The organism is Variovorax sp. PDC80, assembly GCF_900115375.1.
Classification (GTDB): Bacteria; Pseudomonadota; Gammaproteobacteria; order Burkholderiales; family Burkholderiaceae_C; genus Variovorax.
This window is the reverse complement of the sequence record NZ_FOWG01000018.1, coordinates 143,036-159,457: the sequence shown is the minus strand read 5'-3', so window position 1 is coordinate 159,457 and position 16,422 is coordinate 143,036. Positions and strand designations below refer to the sequence as shown.

The following is a 16,422-nucleotide window of genomic DNA, read 5'->3' as shown; positions in this document are numbered from 1 at the left end:
CGCGCGTCAGCCGCTGTCGCGCGCCGCCTCGCCCAGGCCGTAGGGCCGTTCGTCGCGCCACGGGGGCAGGCGCCGCTCGCGGCGGTCCAGCCGCTCGCGCAGCTCGGCACAGGTCATCGGCCGGCCCGTGCTGTAGCGGCCATCCCGGCAGGGATCGCTGCGCCAGCGTTCGGAGCGGCGCAACGCTTCCTCGCGGTCGAGCTGGCGCAACAGCTCGCCGCAGCTCATCGCGCGGCCCTGGCTGTAGCGGCCATCGTGGCAGGGGTCGTAGACGGGCGGCGGCGCGTCGAAACCCGACACCACCTCGGCCGCCGCGACCGACGCGAGCATCAGCGACAGCGCCAGGACGATCGCCTCCGGCAGCAGGGTGGTCTGGACATGAAGGACATGCATGCGGTGCTCCTTGGCAGATGACCCGCGACCGCGGGCCTGACGCCAGCATCGGCCGCCAACATGGAGCCAGCATTGCGTCGCGCGGGGCGCGCGCACGCAACACTCGCGCAATCCAGCCTCCCTACAGTGCGGCACGCCGGAGCTCCGGCGCCGCCCTGAAAGGAACACGCGCGTGCGCATCCTGCTGCTGGAAGACGAACCCGAAATGGCCTCGGTGCTGCTCACCGCGCTGCACCGGCGCGGCATCCTGGTCGACCATGCCGCGACGCTGGCCGACGGCGCGCGCCATGTCGAGGCCACGCCCTACGACGCGCTGGTGCTCGACCGCCGGCTGCCCGACGGCGACGGCCTCGCGCTGGTGGCGCGGCTGCGCGCCGCCGGCGATCCGGTGCCGGTGCTGATGCTCACGGCGCGCGATGCGCTCGACGAGCGCGTGCGCGGCCTCGACGCGGGCGCCGACGACTACCTGGGCAAGCCCTTCGCGGTCGAGGAGCTGCTGGCGCGGCTGCGCGCGCTGCTGCGGCGCCCGGCCGAGACCCGGCAGGAGCTGCTGCAGGTCGCGCGCCTGTGCTTCGACCTCGCGCACCGCGAAGCCAGCGTGGCGGGGCATCGCATGGAGCTGCCGCGGCGCGAACTGCTGGCGCTGGAGCTGCTGATGCGCCGCAGCGGCCGCACCGTGCTGCGCGAGGCGCTGGAACGCGCGGTGTTCGGCTTCGACGTCGAGATCCAGTCGAACGCGCTGGACACCCACGTCTCGCGGCTGCGCCGGAAACTCGCGGACACCGGCGCCGGCGTGGAGATCTGCGGCATCCGCGGCGTGGGCTACCTGCTGCGGGCCGTGCCATGAGCACAGCGACGAACGCAGCGCCCTCCTCGCCCTCCTCGCTGAAGCGCCGCCTGGTCCGCCGGCTGGTGCTGCTGCAGGCGGCGATCCAGCTGCTGGTGATCGGTGCCCTGGTGGCCACGGGGCACCTGATCAACTTCAGCTCGCCCGAGAACACCGTCGAGATATTGCAGGAGGCGGTGATGCGCGGGGCCGACGGCCGCCTCGCGATGCGCGCGACGCCGCGGCTCGCCGCGCTGCGCGAGGCGCAGCCGCCGCTGTGGTTCTCGGTGCGCGACCGCCAGGGCGGCCGGCTGGTCGAGGGCCGCATCCCGGACGAGTTCGCCGACATCGGCGCCACGCTCGACGGCGTGGGGCAGGCCCGGCTGGGCTGGAACATGGGCGATCCGCCGCGGCAGTCGGCGCGCATGCGCTGGGTCGACTCCGCCGCCGGCCCGGTGCAGATCCTCACCGGCGCCGACAGCCCGATCACCTGGCGCAACCTCGGCCTGTCGCTGCTGCTGGTGCTGCTCGAGGTGGTGCTGCCGATCCTGGCGATCACCGTGGCGGCTACGCTGCTGGCCAGCCACGTGGTGGTGCGGCGCACGCTCTCGGGCCTGCACGCCATCGTGGCGCGCGCCGGCCAGATCGATGCCGAGCAGCGCGGCGTGCGCCTGCCGCTGGCCGAGGTACCGGCCGAAGTGGCGACGCTGGTGGGCGCCTTCAACGACGCCCTGCAGCGGCTGGACGACGGCCATGCGCGGCAGGAGCGCTTCCTGGCCGACGCGGCGCACGAGCTGCGCACGCCGATCGCGATCCTCCACACGCGCATCGAGAACCTGGCCGAGGGCGCCGAACGCACGCGGCTGCTGGCCGATGCCGCGCGGCTGTCGGTGCTGGCGGGACAGCTGCTCGACCTGCAGCGCATGAAGGCCCAGGGCACGGGACGCCAGCGCATCGACCTGGTGGCGATGGCGCGCGAGGTGGTGGCCGAGATGGCGCCGCTGGCGCTCGCCGCGGGCTACGAGGTCTCGTTCGAGCCGCTGGCCGCGCGCGTGGAGATCGAGGGCGACCGCGACGCGATCGCGCGCGCGCTGGCCAACCTGGTGCGCAACGCGATCGAGCATGCGGGCGGCATGGGGGCCGTGACGGTGCGGGTGATGCCGCCGGGCGACATCGAGGTCATCGACGACGGCCCCGGCATCCCGGCCGCGCTGCGCGAACAGATCTTCAAGCCCTTCCACCGCGGGCATGCGACCGGGCCCGGCGCCGGGCTCGGCCTGAGCCTGGTGCAGGAGATCGCGCGCCTGCATGGCGGCGAGGTCACGGTGCACGATGCGCCGGGCGGCGGCGCGCTGTTCCGGCTGCGGCTGCGGCCCGGGCGAAGCGGCGAGGCGCCGGCATGAAGGCCGCGCGCCGCTGGCTGCCGTGGCTGCTGTGGCCGGCGCTCTACGCCGCGGGCCTGCTGGCCGCGGCGGCCGCCTTCGCGAGCGCGGCACCGCTGGCGTGGTTCAACGCGGCCTACCTCTCGCTCGCGCTGGCGATCGCGCTGCTCGAGCGCTGGCTGCCGCACGAGCCGCGCTGGCTCGCGGACGACGGCCAGACGCCCTGCGACCTGGCCCACACGCTGCTGACCAAGGGCACGGCCCAGGTCGTGGGCGTGTTCGCGGCAAGCCTGCCGCTGGCCGGCGCGATGGCACTGCGGCCCTCGGCGCATGGCACGGCCTGGCCCCTGCACTGGCCGCTGGCCGCGCAGGTGGTGCTCGCGCTCGCGGTGGTGGAACTGGGCCTCTACATCGCGCACCGCGGCGCGCACGAATGGCCGCCGCTGTGGCGCTTCCATGCGCTGCATCACGGCGTGCGTCGGCTGTGGGTGGCGAACACCGGCCGCTTCCACGTGGTCGACAGCGCCTTCAAGGCCCTGCTCGGGCAACTGCCGCTGTACCTGCTGGGCGCGCCGCTCGCGGTGTTCCTGTGGGTGGGCGCGGTGACGGCCGTCACCGGCCTGCTGACCCATTGCAACATCGAGCTGCGCACCGGCTGGCTCGACCGCGTCTTCAGCACGCCGGCGCTGCACCGCTGGCACCACTCGCGCTCGCCGGCCGAGGGCAACCGCAACTACGGCGAGAACCTGGTGCTGTGGGACCTGCTGTTCGGCACCTGGTACCGCCCGGCGCGGCGGCCGCCGGCGGACATCGGCATCGACGGCGAGATCGCGGCCGGCTTCCTGGCGCAACTGGCGCAGCCCTTCACCGCGTCGGGCACGCGGCGGATCATGGGCCTGTCACCGGTTCCTCGGCACAATGGCCCGGCTAGCCCCCCGGATGCCGGGGACCGGATCGGCAGGACATGAAGGCCCACGCATGAACCTCACCCTCGAACTGATCGGCGCGCCCACCGATGTCGGCGCCAGCGTGCGCGGCGCGGGCATGGGCCCCGACGCGCTGCGCGTGGCGGGGCTGGCGGAGGCACTGGTGCGCCAGGGCTTCGCGCTGGTCGACCGCGGCAACCTCGCGGGCCCGGCCACGCCCTGGGCGCCGCCGGCCAACGGGCTGCGCCATCTCGACGAGGTGATCGCCTGGAACCGCGCCGTGTACGCGGCGGTCGACGAGGTGCTGGGCGCGGGCCACGTGCCGCTGATGCTGGGCGGCGACCACTGCCTGGCGATCGGCTCGATCAGCGCCGTGGCCTGGCATGCGCGCAAGCGCGGTCGCAAGCTGCGCGTGCTGTGGCTCGACGCCCACTCCGACGTCAACACCGAGACCACCAGCCCCAGCGGCAACCTGCACGGCATGCCGGTGTCGTGCCTGCTGGGCCACGGGCCCGCGGTGCTGACCGGCTGGAGCGGTGAGCGCGCGGCGCTGCCGCCCGAGGCGATCCGCTTCATCGGCATCCGCAGCGTCGACGCCGACGAGAAGGAGGCCATCCGCACGCTGGGCCTCAACGTGTTCGACATGCGCCACATCGACGAGCACGGCATGCGCACCACCATGACCGAGGCGCTGCAGGACGTGGACGAGGACACGCACCTGCACGTGAGCTTCGACCTCGACTGCCTCGACCCCAACATCGCGCCCGGCGTGGGCACCGGCGTGCGCGGCGGGCCGACCTACCGCGAGATGCAGCTGTGCATGGAGATGATCGCCGACACCGGCCGGCTCGGCTCGGTCGACGTGGTCGAGCTCAATCCCGCGCTCGACGTGCGCAACCAGACGGCCGAGATCGCGGTGGAGCTGATCGAGAGCCTGTTCGGGAAGTCGACGCTGGTGCGTTAGGCCGCAACGCGCGTGGCCTGCAGCGCGCGCAGGTCCTCGAGCAGCAGCGCGAGCGGCGCCGCCAGCAGCGGCCGGGCCGCGTCGTCGCGCGACGCATGGCGCGCCGCGAGCCGCTCGAGCACCGACAGATCGGGCGCCATGCCCTTGCCTTCGAGCGCGTCCGCCAGCGCGGCGAGCGCGCCGGCCGAGGCGCGCGCGGCCTTCGCGGTCTCGTCGTGAGAGGCCGGCGGCTGCTGCCCGATCGCGCGGCCGAGCAACGCCACGTCCTGCATCAGCCGCGCCATGCTGCGCGCGCGCTGCCGGTGCGCGTCCTTCGGCGCGCCGACCGTGCGGTGGCGCCAGGGCCAGCGCGATTCGAGGTCGGCGCCGCCCGCCAGCACCGTGAGCCGCGCCAGCGCGGCGCGGGCGCGCTCGCCGTCGCCCTCGGTCGCATCGCCCGCGGCCAGCGCCAGCAACCGCTTCGCCATGCCGCGCAGCAGCGCCGCGCAGCCCGCGTCGAAGCGCGCGCCGGCCCGGTACTCGGCCGTCACCAGCGCCATCGCGAGCGCCACGCCCACGCCGATGCCCATCTGCGCCATGCGCAGCAGCGCCACCTGCAGCGCCGAATGGCCCGGCAGGCTGCCGGCCGAGAGGATGATCAGCGCCGCCACCGGCGCGCTGCGCAGCCCCGGCACGGCGGCGCCGACGAAGGCCAGCAGCAGCACGATCGCGAGCGCGTCGGCCTGCATCGGCACGCCATGGTGCGCGAGCCACACGCCCGCGAGCCCGGCCAGCGCGCCCGCGAAGGTGCCGCGCACGCGGTCCCAGCCGGCCTCGAGCGTGGAGCCGGCGCTCGGCCGCATCACGATCAGCACGCTCATCACGGCCCAGAAGCTCTCGGGCAGCCCGATCAGGTGCGACACGCTCCAGGCGATGGCGACCGCCGCCGCGAGCTGCGCGCCCGCGCGCCAGCGGCCGGGCTCGCGCAGGAAGGCCAGCCGGTCCGCGAACGGGAGGGTGGCCATGCCGTCAGCCGCGGTTGGGCGAGGTCGGCACCGGGAAGGTGGTGGCCGGGGCCGGGGACGGGGTAGCGGCTGGTGCCGGCGGTGCGGGCTCGGGCAGGTCCTCGGGCTCTTCCGCGCCCGGCTCCTGCCCTTCGAGGAAACGGTCGAGCAGCGCGAAGAAGCGGTCGTAGAAGCGCTCGTCGGTCAGCGTCTGGCTCGCCACCTTGACCATCGCGTCGTCGCTGCCCGTCAGCGGCAGCGACAGCGAGCCGAAGGCGCCCACGCCCAGGCTCGCCGAGTTGTTGACCTTCTTGAGGCCGTAGCGGTCCTGCAGCGCGGTCGCGAAAGCCACCGTGCTCTTCGGCCTGGCGCTCTTGCCGCCCCGGCCGCCCTCGGCCGCGCAGACCACGCGGAACTCGACCTCCACGTGCACCTCGGCCGCCGGCTGGAAGCTCTTGCGGCCGGTCACCAGGTCGGCATTGGAGGCCGTGACCATGTAGCCCTGGCTCAGCAGCGCGCGGCGCGCGGCTTCGCAGGTCTGGGCCTCGGTGGCCTCGTAGCTGCGCGTGTGGGTGGTGGTGGAGTCGAACTCCTCGGTGTCGTAGGCGACGCGGCGCGCACTGCTGCCGCAGCCCGCGAGCACCAGTGCCGACAGCAGCGCCAGGACGAGGATGGAGGAACGGGGGCGGAGGAAGGTCGAAGGCAGGGTCGGCATGGCGTGGCGGATGCTAACCGGCGGGCCGCCGGCCTGCCTTCGAGCGCGATGAGGGCCGCGCGTTCCCCGGCGATCCCCGGGATCAGGCGCCGGTCAGGAAAGCACGACGACGTGGCTGGCCCTCGCGCGCGTGGCCGCGATCAGCCGCGCGTTCGGCGCATCGGTCTGCGCTACCCACGCGCGTGCCGCCTCGGCGCTGCGGCCGAACTGCTCATGCCGGCGCACCAGCCGCGCCTCGCGCAGCGCATCGTCGATGTCCACGTACCAGACCTCGTCGAGCAGCGCCGCCGCGCCGGCCCAGGGCCCGGTGTCGTGCAGCAGGTAGTTGCCCTCGGTGATCACGAGCTGCGTTTCCGGCAGCACCGCGATCGCGCCCGCCACCGGCTCCTCGATCTCGCGCCGGAACTCGGGCGCATAGACGATGTCGCCACCGGGCCGCTGCGCGCGCAGCCGCTGCAGCAGCGCCACGTAGCCGGCGCTGTCGAAGGTGTCGGGCGCGCCCTTGCGGTCGGCGCGGCCGAGCCGGCGCAGCTCGACGTTGGCGAGGTGGAAGCCGTCCATCGGCACCACCTGCGCGCGCTCGGCGCCGAGCGCGTCGCGCAGCAGCGCCGCGAGCGTGGACTTGCCGGCGCCGGGGGCGCCGACCAGGCCGAGCAGCTTGCGCTGGCCGCCGGCAAGGAGTTTCTGGATGCGCGCGTTCTCGACGGAGCCAAGTGTGTTCACGGAAAAAGCCTCGGGGGAGATGCCATTCAGGCAGGATGTCTCGGTGGTTTCGCCACCCCGCCAACGATAGCGCACCGCCCGTCGCACGCCGACGGACGCCCGGCAAATTCAGGCCGAATTCGTCGGACGATGGATGGATCTGAAAGTGAGACTGATCCGCTCGCCAACGACTTGTGCCTTGGGGATTGCGTGCAACCAGTCCCGCTGGACCGCATCCGACATGTACAGCAGCGATCCGTGCGGCAGCGGGAAGTCGTGCCGGATGCTGCTGTCGGCCTTGCTGCGGTAGACGATCGAGCGCTCGCTGCCCACCGACACGATGGCCACGCCCGTGCCCGGGGAAAGAACCTCGGTGTCGTCGGAGTGGAAGCCCATCGACGAAGCGCCGTCGGGATAGTGGTTCAGCAGGCAGTTGTTCGGACGGAACCCCAGCCTCGCCTCGATCCGCTCGCAGAGATCGTCGAGCACGGACGGCATCGGCACCGCCTCGTAGCTGATCTGCGAATAGTCGTACGGCACGCCGAAGCTGGCCGTCTTGCGCGCCTTCATGCGCTCATCCCACGTCACCGCGGCCTGGAGCCACCCGAGCAGGGCATCGGGCGACGCAACGAACGCGGGGTCGAGGTAGATCGGCGGACGGTTCATAAGCCCGCAGGATACAGACGCCGAGGCCGGCAACGGCCTCGGAACGACAGGCGTCGCTCAGGGGTACAGACCGCGCTCCTGCCGCGCCATCAGGATCCGCTCGCAAGCCACCGCGTAGGTCGCGGTGCGCAGCGTGATCTTGTGCTTGTCGGCCGTGTCCCAGATCTGGTTGAGGGCGTTCATCATGATGCGGTCGAGGCGCACGTTGATCTCATCCTCGTCCCAGAAGAAGGACGAGAAGTCCTGCACCCATTCGAAGTAGCTGACGGTCACGCCGCCGGCATTGCAGATCACGTCGGGCACCACCAGCACGCCGCGCTCGGCGAGGATGTCGTCGGCCTGCGGCACGGTGGGGCCGTTGGCGCCTTCGAGCACCAGCTTGGCGGTGGTCTTCTTCGCGCGATCGGCCGTGAGCTGGCCTTCGAGCGCGGCGGGAATCAGGATGTCGCAGGCGATGTCCCAGAAGTCCTCGTTCGGCACGATGTCGCCGCCGGCCTTGAAGCCGACCACGCCGTCGGTGCGCGAGATCGGCACCAGCTGCGCGAGGTCAAGGCCCTTGTCGTTGACGATGGTGCCGGTGTGGTCCTGCACCGCGACGATCTTGGCGCCCGCTTCGGCGAACAGCTCGGCCGCGACCGAGCCCACGTTGCCGAAGCCCTGCACCGCGATGCGCGCGCCGCGCAGGTCGAGGCCGAGGCGGCGCGCGGCTTCGCGGCCGGTGACGAACACGCCGCGGCCGGTGGCCTTGACGCGGCCCAGCGAACCGCCCAGGTGCAGCGGCTTGCCGGTGACGACGCCGGTGGCGGTGCCGCCGACGTTCATCGAGTAGGTGTCCATCATCCACGCCATGATCTGGGCGTTGGTGTTGACGTCGGGCGCGGGGATGTCGGTGTGCGGGCCGATGATGATGCCGATCTCGCTGGTGTAGCGGCGCGTGACCTTCTCGAGCTCCTGCAGCGAGAGCTTCTTCGGGTCGACGCGGATGCCGCCCTTGGCGCCGCCGTACGGCAGGTTGACGGCGGCCGTCTTGATGGTCATCCAGGCCGACAGGGCCATCACTTCCTCGAGCGTGACGTCGGGGTGGAAGCGCACGCCGCCCTTGCCCGGGCCGCGGCTCATGTTGTGCTGCACGCGGTAGCCCTCGAAGTGGGCGATGGTGCCGTCGTCCATCTCGATCGGCACGTCGACGATCAGCGCGCGCTTGGGGCGCTTGAGGGTTTCGACCCAGCGCGCGAGCGGGCCCAGGTAGGGCACCACGCGATCGACCTGCGACAGGTACGTGCCCCAGGGGCTGTTGGCCGTCGGCGTGACGAAGGAGAGTTTTTCGCTCATGAGAGTCCCTTGGTTGGAATGATGGGCGAACGATAGTCCCGTCTCGCGCGCCGCGCCATGGCTTATGCATGCCGCGACAGGCGGTTATGCAAGAGTCGCTTGACGCCCCCCCGCGCGGTTTTTTGCGGCGGCGCGGCAGATGACGAAATCGTCATCAACGGGTTATCGATCGCCGGTTTGCCCTCCCTAGAGTCGGTGGCAAGGAAAGACGAAGACCACGAGGCCCACCGGCCCGCTTCGCTCCCACCGGGTTCAACCACCACGTCCCACCACTGAAAGGAACGACGACATGAAGACTTCGCAACACCGCACCGTCCGCACCACCCGCCTGCTGGGCACCGCCGCCTTCGCCGCGCTGCTGGCCGCCGCCGCCGCGCCGAGCTTCGCGGGCAACTACGCCGAAGGCGATCCGCGCCCCGCGTCGTTCAGCTCGTCGACGACGCGCGAAGCCGTGACGGCCGAAGCGCGCCAATGGCTCAAGACCGCGCCCACGCAGGGCTACACCGACGGCACGCCGCAGCAGCAGGTGGCCACGGTGTCGGCCAACAGCCGCGCCGCGGTGGCCGCCGACACGCGGCTGTGGATGCAGTCGGGCCTGGCCGCGAAGCAGTCGGGCGAAGCGGGTGCCGACCCGACCCGCGCGGGCTATCGCCAGGCGCAGGCCGAATACACGCGGCTGCGCGCCAGCCCGGCCTACGGTGCGCTGATCGAGCAGCTCGATCGCCAGGCCGCCGCGCACGGCCAGAGCACGGTGCGCTGAGGTCGCGCGGTGGCGTGGCGCAACGGCGCTACGCCACCGTGCTCAGCAGGGCCGCATTGCCGCCCGCGGCCGCCGTGTTGACCGTCACGGTCTGCTCGGCGCAGAAGCGCGGCAGGTAGTTCGGCCCGCCCGCCTTGGGCCCGGTGCCGCTGAGGCCCTCGCCGCCGAAGGGCTGCACGCCGACCACCGCGCCGATGATGTTGCGGTTGACGTAGACATTGCCCACGTGGGCACGCACGGCCAGCGCCTGGGCGCGCGAATCGATGCGCGTCTGGATGCCGAGCGTGAGGCCGTAGCCGAGCGCGTTGATGCGCTCGATCACCTCGGCCGGGTCGCCGAGCGCGCCCGAGCCCCAGCGCACGATCTGCAGCACGGGGCCGAAGATCTCGCTGCGCACGTCCTCGATGGCCCCCACTTCATAAGCCGCCGGCGCGATCAGCGTGGACGATGCGTCGTCCGCTGCCGCAGGCGCCAGCACGCGCTTCGCTTCGCGGTCCAGCCGCGCCAGATGGCGGCGGATGTTGTCGGCCGCCTCGCGGTCGATCACCGGGCCGACGTCGGTCGCGAGCAGCGCGGGATCGCCGGCCGACAGCTCGGCCGCCGCGCCGCGGATCATCTCGATCACGCCGTCGGCGATGCCCTCGTGCAGCACCAGGAGCCGCAGCGCCGAGCAGCGCTGGCCGGCCGAGCGGAAGGCGCTCTGCACGACGGCATCGGCCACCTGCTCGGGCAGCGCGCTCGAGTCGACCAGCATCGCGTTGATGCCGCCGGTCTCGGCGATCAGCGGGACGATCGGACCGTCCTTGCCCGCCAGCGCGCGATGGATGATCTTCGCCACCTGCGTCGAGCCGGTGAACACCACGCCGGCCACGCCGGGCGCGGCCACCAGCGCGGCACCCACGGTCTCGCCGGGGCCGTGCAGCAGCTGCAGCGCGTCGGCCGGGATGCCCGCGGCCTGCAGCAGCGCGACCGCTTCGCGCGCGATGGCCGGCGTCTGCTCGGCGGGCTTGGCGAGCACGGTGTTGCCGGTGGCGAGCGCGGCCGCGACCTGGCCCGTGAAGATGGCCAGCGGGAAGTTCCACGGGCTGATGCAGACCCAGGGCCCGCGCGCGGTGAGCCGCAGCTCGTTGCGCTCGCCGGTCGGGCCGGGCAGCAGCACGGGCTGCATCAGGCGCTCGGCCTCGTCGGCGTAGTAGCGCAGGAAGTCGATCGCCTCGCGCACCTCGGACACCGCGTCGCCCCAGGTCTTGAAGGCCTCCTTGACGAGCAGCGCGCACAGGCGCGGCAGTTGCGCCTGGAAGGCATCGGCCGCGCGGCGCAGCGCGGCGGCGCGCGTTGCCACCGGCGTGTTGCGCCAGGCGCGGAAGGCCGTCGCGCTCGTGGCCACGGCGCGCGCGGCGCCCGCGGGATCGGCCTCGGGCACGACCGGCACCGCGGTCGCGGCCAGCGCCGCGAACAGCGGCGCGCGCATGGCGTCGACCGTGAGGTCGAGCCCGTCGCTGTTGCGCCGCGCGGGCGCCGGGCCGTAGAGCAGCGGCGGCAGCGGCAGTTGCGGGCTCTCGCGTTCCAGCCACAGCGGCGAGACCAGCAGCGTGGCGATGGGCACGCCGGGGTCGCCGAGCTGGTTGACGAAGGAGGAGTTGGCGCCGTTCTCGAGCAGGCGGCGCACCAGGTAGGCCAGCAGGTCCTTGTGGCGGCCGACCGGCGCATACACGCGCACCGAGGCACCGGTGTGCTTCATGACCTCGCGGTAGACGCCCTCGCCCATGCCGTGCAGCCGCTGCAGCTCGAAGGGCGCGCCCTGCCGCTGTGCCATCTGCAGGATGGCCGCGATGGTGCCCGCGTTGTGGGTGGCGAACTGCGGATAGATCGCGTCGGGCGCGGCCAGCAGCGCCTGCGCGCAGGCCAGGTAGCTGACGTCGCTGTGGTGCTTGTGGGTGAACACGGGGTAGTGCGGCAGGCCGAGTTCCTGCGCGCGCTTGATCTCGGCGTCCCAGTAGGCGCCCTTGACCAGCCGGCACATCAGCCGCAGGCCGTAGCGGCGCGCGATCGCGGTGACGTGTTCGATCAGCTCGAGCGCGCGCGTCTGGTAGGCCTGCAGCGCGAGGCCGAAGCCGCGCCATTGCGGATGCTCGGCGGCGACACGGGCCGCGAGCGCGTCGAACACGTCGAGCGAGAGCTCGAGCCGGTCGACCTCCTCGGCATCGATGGTGAGGTTGATGTTGGCCGCGGCCGCGCGCTCGCACAGCAGCCACACGCGCGGCACCAGCTCGCGCAGCACGCGCTCGCGCTGCGCGTCCTCGTAGCGCGGATGCAGCGCGCTGAGCTTGATCGAGATGCCGTCGTTGCGCTCGGGCGCGGCGGTGGGATCGGCGCCCTGGGCGATCGCGGCGATGGCGCGGGTGTAGCTCTCGAGGTAGCGCAGCGCATCCTCGTCGGTGCGCGCGCCCTCGCCGAGCATGTCGTAGCTGAAGCACAGGGCGGACTGCTTGCGGTGCGCGGCACGGGCCTCGTCCATCGCCTCGGCGATGGTCTGGCCCAGCACGAACTGACGGCCCAGCAGCTGCACCGCGCGCAGCGTGGCGGCGACCACGGTGCGCGCGCCGAGCCGGGCCATCAGGCCGGGCGGATGGTCGGCCTCGGGCAGGAAGCGCTTCGACATGGCGATCGCGGCCGACGACAGGCGCGACAGCGTGGAATCGGCCGCGCCCTCGAAATCGGCGCGCCCGAGCTGGTCGGCCGTGAGCGCGATGGCGGTCTCGGCATCGGGCACGCGCAGCAGCGCCTCGGCCAGGCGCATCAGCGCGAGGCCTTCAGCGCTCGAGATCGGGTATTCGCGCAGCAGGCTCTCCATGGCCCAGAACGGCGGCGGATGGTCGCGCACCGCCTGCACCCAGGGCGTGGCAACGGTCGAGGCCGCGGTCCAGTCGAGCGCACCCTCGAGCAGGGCGAGTCGATGGGCGACGACCTCGGTCTCGGGTCGGTAGGGGTCGGGCAGGCGCATGTCTTCTCCTTGGTTGGATTGGCTATGGTCCATGCCTTGATGTCGAATCTTTCACCAAAATTCGACAGCATTTCCGGATAATTCACCAGAACCCTTGCCATCCCACATTCCATGACCGACCTGGACCGCGTCGATCTCCGGCTGCTGAAGATTCTTCAGGAAGACGGCCGCATCACCAACCTCAAGCTGGCCGAGGCGGTGGCGCTCTCGCCGACGGCGGTGCTCGCGCGCGTGCAGCGGCTCACGCGCGAGGGCTTCATCCAGGGCTACGAGGCGCGGCTCGACGCCGAGCGGCTGGGCCGCGGCTTCACGGTCTTCGTTGAGGTGCTGCTGGACCGCACCACGCCCAACGTGTTCGACCAGTTCAAGGCCGCGGTGCAGGTGCGCGAGGAGATCGTCGAATGCCACATGGTGGCCGGCGGCTTCGACTACCTGCTGAAGACGCGCATGGCCGACATGGCGGCCTACCGCGACTTCGCGGGCACGGTGCTGTGGCAGCTGCCGGGCGTGCGCGAGACGCGCACCTACGCGGTGATGGAGGAAGTGAAGAGCAGCGCGCGGATCCCGCTGGGGATCTGAGCCTGCTGCTCAGGCCGCCTTCCGCGGGCGGCCGCCGAAGATCGCAGTGCCGATGCGCACCATCGTGCTGCCCGCGCTGACCGCCGCCTCGAGGTCGGCGCTCATGCCCAGCGACAGGGTGTCGAGCGCGATGCCGGCGCCGCGGATTTCATCGAATAGCGCCTTCGCGCGCAGGAACAGCGCGCGCTGGGCCTCGAAATCGGGCGCCGGTTCGGGGATCGCCATGAGCCCGCGCAGCACCAGCTGTGGCAACGCCGCCACAGCGCGCGCCAGCGGCAGCGCCTCCTCGGGCGTCACGCCGGACTTGTTGGCGCCGCCGTCGACGTTGACCTGCAGGCAGACCTGCAGCGGCGGCAGATGAGCCGGGCGCTGGGCCGAGAGCCGCTCGGCGATCTTGAGCCGGTCGATGCTGTGCACCCAGTCGAACTGCTCGGCCACGGGCCGCGTCTTGTTGCTCTGCAGGGGGCCGATGCAGTGCCACTCGAGGCCGGCGCGCAGGTCGGCCAGCGCGGCGATCTTGTCCAGGCCTTCCTGCACGTAGTTCTCGCCGAAGGCCGACTGGCCGGCCGCCTGCGCCTCGCGCACCGCCTCGGGCCCGAAGGTCTTCGATACCGCCAGCAGCCGCACCGCGCCGGGGTCGCGGCCGGCGTCGGCGCAGGCCTTCGCGATCCGCTGCCGCACGTGCTGGAGGTCGTCGCCAATCATCGTCATAATCGTCCAAATTCGTATCAAAACGTCACCGAAACCCGATCGAGGAGCCCCGTGGACATCACCCAACTGCTCGCGTTCAGCGTCAAGAACAAGGCTTCCGACCTGCATCTGTCGGCCGGCCTGCCGCCGATGATCCGCGTTCACGGCGATGTGCGCCGCATCAATGTCGATGCGCTGGACCACAAGGCGGTGCACGCCATGGTCTACGACATCATGAGCGACACCCATCGCAAGCACTACGAAGAGTTCCTGGAGGTCGACTTCTCGTTCGAGATCGACGGCCTGGCGCGCTTCCGGGTCAACGCCTTCAACCAGGCGCGCGGGGCGGCCGCGGTGTTCCGGACCATCCCCTCGAAGATCCTCACGCTCGAGCAGCTGAATGCGCCCAAGATTTTCGGCGAACTCGCGCTCAAGCCGCGCGGCCTGGTGCTGGTGACCGGCCCCACGGGCTCGGGCAAGTCGACCACGCTGGCCGCGATGGTCAACTATCTCAACGAGAACGAGTACGGCCACATCCTCACGGTCGAGGACCCGATCGAGTTCGTGCACGAGTCGAAGAAGTGCCTGATCAACCAGCGCGAGGTCGGGCCGATGACGCTGTCGTTCGCGAATGCGCTGCGCTCGGCGCTGCGCGAGGACCCCGACGCGATCCTGGTCGGCGAAATGCGCGACCTCGAGACCATCCGCCTCGCGATGACCGCGGCCGAGACCGGCCACCTGGTGTTCGGCACGCTGCACACCTCGTCGGCCGCCAAGACCATCGACCGGATCATCGACGTGTTCCCGGGCGAGGAGAAGGAGATGATCCGCGCCATGCTGTCGGAGTCGCTGCAGGCGGTGATCTCGCAGACCCTGTGCAAGACCAAGGACGGTCTGGGCCGCGTGGCGGCGCACGAGATCATGCTGGGCACGCCGGCCATCCGCAACCTGATCCGCGAGGCCAAGGTGGCGCAGATGTACTCCACCATCCAGACCGGCCAGGGCCAGGGCATGCAGACGCTGGACCAGAACCTCACGGACCTGGTGCGGCGCAATACGATCTCCGCCGCGGAAGCCCGCAGCAAGGCCAAGATCCCCGAAAACTTCCCCGGCTAGTCATGAGGCCCCCCGGCTTTTCACTTCGCTTCGCTGCGTGTAACTCCACCCCCCAAGGGGGAGGCGCGGCCGCCTTGGGGCGGCCCGGCGGTCGGCCGCCAACGCGTTCAACCTAAACAGATCAAGGAGAGCTCTCATGGAACGCGATCAAGCCAGCCAGTTCATCAACGACCTGCTCAAGCTCATGGTGAGCCGCAACGGCAGCGACCTGTTCATCACGGCCGACTTCCCGCCCGCGATCAAGGTCGACGGCAAGGTCACCAAGGTCTCGCAGCAGGCGCTGGGCGCGCAGCACACGCTGGCGCTCACGCGCTCGGTGATGAACGACCGCCAGACGGCCGAGTTCGAGCGCACCAAGGAGTGCAACTTCGCGATCTCGCCGACCGGCATCGGCCGCTTCCGCGTCAACGCCTTCGTGCAGCAGGGCAAGGTCGGCATGGTGCTGCGGACCATCCCGGCCAAGCTGCCGACCATCGACGACCTGGGCATGCCGCAGGTGCTCAAGGACGTGTCGATGACCAAGCGCGGCCTGTGCATCCTGGTGGGCGCCACCGGCTCGGGCAAGTCGACCACGCTGGCCGCGATGATCGACTGGCGCAACGAGAACTCCTTCGGCCACATCGTCACGGTGGAGGACCCGGTGGAGTTCGTGCATCCGCACAAGAACTGCGTGGTGACGCAGCGCGAGGTGGGCATCGACACCGACAGCTGGGAGGCGGCGCTCAAGAACACGCTGCGCCAGGCGCCCGACGTGATCCTGATGGGCGAGATCCGCGACCGCGAGACCATGGAGCACGCGGTGGCCTTCGCCGAGACCGGCCACCTCTGCATGGCCACGCTGCACGCCAACAGCGCCAACCAGGCGCTCGACCGGATCATCAACTTCTTCCCCGAGGAACGCCGCGCGCAGCTCCTGATGGACCTGTCGCTGAACCTGCGCTCGCTGGTCTCGCAGCGCCTGGTGCCGACCGAGGACGGCCTGGGCCGCGTGGCGGCGGTCGAGATCCTGCTGAACACGCCGCTGATCTCCGACCTGATCTTCAAGGGCGAGGTCGGCGAGATCAAGGAGATCATGAAGAAGAGCCGCAACCTCGGCATGCAGACCTTCGACCAGGCGCTGTTCGACCTGTTCGAGGGCCACGCGATCAGCTTCGAGGATGCGCTGCGCAATGCCGACTCGGCCAACGACCTGCGGCTGCAGATCAAGCTCAACAGCCAGCGCGCGCGCAGCACCGACCTGGCCGCGGGCACGGAGCACTTCGCGATCGTCTGAATTCGGGAGCGGACAGCCGAACGCAGAAGGAAGACCAAAGAGCGCAGAAGTCGCAGAAAAGAATTTTTAGAATTCTTCCTGCCTTCTTCTGCGACTTTCGCGAGACCTTCG

At 71.4% G+C, this 16,422-nt stretch carries 16 protein-coding genes; 8 read left to right on the top strand and 8 right to left on the bottom strand.

The genetic code is table 11. The annotated features are described in order from the left end of the window. Nucleotides 1-6: 6 nt before the first annotated feature. Nucleotides 7-393, bottom strand: coding sequence for a hypothetical protein (locus BM109_RS36885; protein WP_093354424.1), 387 nt, complete (start codon nucleotides 391-393; stop codon nucleotides 7-9). 172 nt (nucleotides 394-565) lie between these two features. Here BM109_RS36885 and BM109_RS36880 point away from each other — a divergent pair, with 172 nt between their 5' ends. The 4 genes from BM109_RS36880 to rocF are packed head-to-tail and all read left to right on the top strand — an operon-like array spanning nucleotide 566 to nucleotide 4,491. Next, nucleotides 566-1,240: a response regulator transcription factor gene (locus BM109_RS36880; protein ID WP_093354422.1), complete on the top strand. Its 675-nt coding sequence runs from the start codon at nucleotides 566-568 to the stop codon at nucleotides 1,238-1,240. Continuing rightward, a complete protein-coding gene (locus BM109_RS36875; protein WP_093354418.1) occupies nucleotides 1,237-2,622 on the top strand; it encodes a sensor histidine kinase in 1,386 nt (461 codons plus the stop codon). The genes BM109_RS36880 and BM109_RS36875 overlap by 4 nt, the downstream gene beginning before the upstream one ends. Then, a complete protein-coding gene (locus BM109_RS36870; RefSeq protein ID WP_093354416.1) occupies nucleotides 2,619-3,569 on the top strand; it encodes a sterol desaturase family protein in 951 nt (316 codons plus the stop codon). The genes BM109_RS36875 and BM109_RS36870 overlap by 4 nt, the downstream gene beginning before the upstream one ends. 10 nt (nucleotides 3,570-3,579) lie before the next feature. Further along, nucleotides 3,580-4,491: an arginase gene (gene rocF, locus BM109_RS36865; RefSeq protein ID WP_057594021.1), complete on the top strand. Its 912-nt coding sequence runs from the start codon at nucleotides 3,580-3,582 to the stop codon at nucleotides 4,489-4,491. Here rocF and BM109_RS36860 read toward each other — a convergent pair. The 5 genes from BM109_RS36860 to BM109_RS36840 all read right to left on the bottom strand — a co-directional run bounded on the left by BM109_RS36860 (nucleotide 4,488) and on the right by BM109_RS36840 (nucleotide 8,889). After that, the gene (locus tag BM109_RS36860) at nucleotides 4,488-5,495 is read right to left on the bottom strand and encodes an FUSC family protein (RefSeq protein ID WP_093354413.1); all 1,008 of its coding nucleotides are present in this window, start codon (nucleotides 5,493-5,495) and stop codon (nucleotides 4,488-4,490) included. The two genes, rocF and BM109_RS36860, sit on opposite strands and share 4 nt — an antisense overlap. Before the next feature lie 4 nt (nucleotides 5,496-5,499). Next, nucleotides 5,500-6,189, bottom strand: coding sequence for a DUF2242 domain-containing protein (locus tag BM109_RS36855; protein WP_093354410.1), 690 nt, complete (start codon nucleotides 6,187-6,189; stop codon nucleotides 5,500-5,502). 93 nt (nucleotides 6,190-6,282) lie between these two features. Next, complete coding sequence (locus BM109_RS36850) at nucleotides 6,283-6,912, bottom strand: nucleoside/nucleotide kinase family protein (protein WP_177239556.1); 630 nt, start codon at nucleotides 6,910-6,912, stop codon at nucleotides 6,283-6,285. Between the two features lie 108 nt (nucleotides 6,913-7,020). After that, entirely contained in the window at nucleotides 7,021-7,557 is a 537-nt protein-coding gene (locus tag BM109_RS36845) for an alpha-ketoglutarate-dependent dioxygenase AlkB family protein (protein WP_093354406.1), read from the bottom strand. Between the two features lie 57 nt (nucleotides 7,558-7,614). Further along, a complete protein-coding gene (locus BM109_RS36840) occupies nucleotides 7,615-8,889 on the bottom strand; it encodes a Glu/Leu/Phe/Val family dehydrogenase (protein ID WP_093354404.1) in 1,275 nt (424 codons plus the stop codon). 289 nt (nucleotides 8,890-9,178) lie between these two features. Between BM109_RS36840 and BM109_RS36835 the strand changes: the two genes are divergently transcribed. Beyond that, entirely contained in the window at nucleotides 9,179-9,649 is a 471-nt protein-coding gene (locus tag BM109_RS36835) for a hypothetical protein (protein ID WP_093354401.1), read from the top strand. A gap of 28 nt (nucleotides 9,650-9,677) precedes the next feature. On the opposite strand, the gene BM109_RS36830 is transcribed toward BM109_RS36835, so the two are convergent. Further along, nucleotides 9,678-12,653, bottom strand: a complete 2,976-nt coding sequence (locus BM109_RS36830; RefSeq protein WP_093354399.1) for an L-glutamate gamma-semialdehyde dehydrogenase — start codon at nucleotides 12,651-12,653, stop codon at nucleotides 9,678-9,680. A gap of 111 nt (nucleotides 12,654-12,764) precedes the next feature. On the opposite strand from BM109_RS36830, the gene BM109_RS36825 reads away from it, so the two are divergent. After that, nucleotides 12,765-13,232 carry an Lrp/AsnC ligand binding domain-containing protein gene (locus BM109_RS36825; protein WP_057594014.1) on the top strand — a complete coding sequence of 156 codons (468 nt, stop codon included), beginning with the start codon at nucleotides 12,765-12,767 and terminating at the stop codon, nucleotides 13,230-13,232. Nucleotides 13,233-13,241: 9 nt separating this feature from the next. On the opposite strand, the gene BM109_RS36820 is transcribed toward BM109_RS36825, so the two are convergent. After that, nucleotides 13,242-13,943, bottom strand: a complete 702-nt coding sequence (locus tag BM109_RS36820) for a YggS family pyridoxal phosphate-dependent enzyme (RefSeq protein ID WP_093354396.1) — start codon at nucleotides 13,941-13,943, stop codon at nucleotides 13,242-13,244. Nucleotides 13,944-13,994: 51 nt separating this feature from the next. Between BM109_RS36820 and BM109_RS36815 the strand changes: the two genes are divergently transcribed. Together BM109_RS36815 and BM109_RS36810 are read left to right on the top strand one after the other, a co-directional pair. Next, nucleotides 13,995-15,038, top strand: coding sequence for a type IV pilus twitching motility protein PilT (locus BM109_RS36815; RefSeq protein WP_093354394.1), 1,044 nt, complete (start codon nucleotides 13,995-13,997; stop codon nucleotides 15,036-15,038). A 136-nt stretch (nucleotides 15,039-15,174) separates the two neighbouring features. Next, nucleotides 15,175-16,311 (top strand): PilT/PilU family type 4a pilus ATPase, encoded by a 1,137-nt coding sequence (locus tag BM109_RS36810; RefSeq protein ID WP_057594011.1) that lies wholly within the window; start codon nucleotides 15,175-15,177, stop codon nucleotides 16,309-16,311. Nucleotides 16,312-16,422: the final 111 nt, after the last annotated feature.

Coding starts and splice junctions, on each gene's coding strand:
- BM109_RS36885 (WP_093354424.1), bottom strand. CDS start 393: ATGCATGTCCTTCATGTCCAGACCACCCTGCTGCCGGAGGCGATCGTC.
- BM109_RS36875 (WP_093354418.1), top strand. CDS start 1,237: ATGAGCACAGCGACGAACGCAGCGCCCTCCTCGCCCTCCTCGCTGAAG.
- BM109_RS36870 (WP_093354416.1), top strand. CDS start 2,619: ATGAAGGCCGCGCGCCGCTGGCTGCCGTGGCTGCTGTGGCCGGCGCTC.
- rocF (WP_057594021.1), top strand. CDS start 3,580: ATGAACCTCACCCTCGAACTGATCGGCGCGCCCACCGATGTCGGCGCC.
- BM109_RS36860 (WP_093354413.1), bottom strand. CDS start 5,495: ATGGCCACCCTCCCGTTCGCGGACCGGCTGGCCTTCCTGCGCGAGCCC.
- BM109_RS36855 (WP_093354410.1), bottom strand. CDS start 6,189: ATGCCGACCCTGCCTTCGACCTTCCTCCGCCCCCGTTCCTCCATCCTC.
- BM109_RS36845 (WP_093354406.1), bottom strand. CDS start 7,557: ATGAACCGTCCGCCGATCTACCTCGACCCCGCGTTCGTTGCGTCGCCC.
- BM109_RS36840 (WP_093354404.1), bottom strand. CDS start 8,889: ATGAGCGAAAAACTCTCCTTCGTCACGCCGACGGCCAACAGCCCCTGG.
- BM109_RS36835 (WP_093354401.1), top strand. CDS start 9,179: ATGAAGACTTCGCAACACCGCACCGTCCGCACCACCCGCCTGCTGGGC.
- BM109_RS36830 (WP_093354399.1), bottom strand. CDS start 12,653: ATGCGCCTGCCCGACCCCTACCGACCCGAGACCGAGGTCGTCGCCCAT.
- BM109_RS36825 (WP_057594014.1), top strand. CDS start 12,765: ATGACCGACCTGGACCGCGTCGATCTCCGGCTGCTGAAGATTCTTCAG.
- BM109_RS36820 (WP_093354396.1), bottom strand. CDS start 13,943: ATGACGATGATTGGCGACGACCTCCAGCACGTGCGGCAGCGGATCGCG.
- BM109_RS36810 (WP_057594011.1), top strand. CDS start 15,175: ATGGAACGCGATCAAGCCAGCCAGTTCATCAACGACCTGCTCAAGCTC.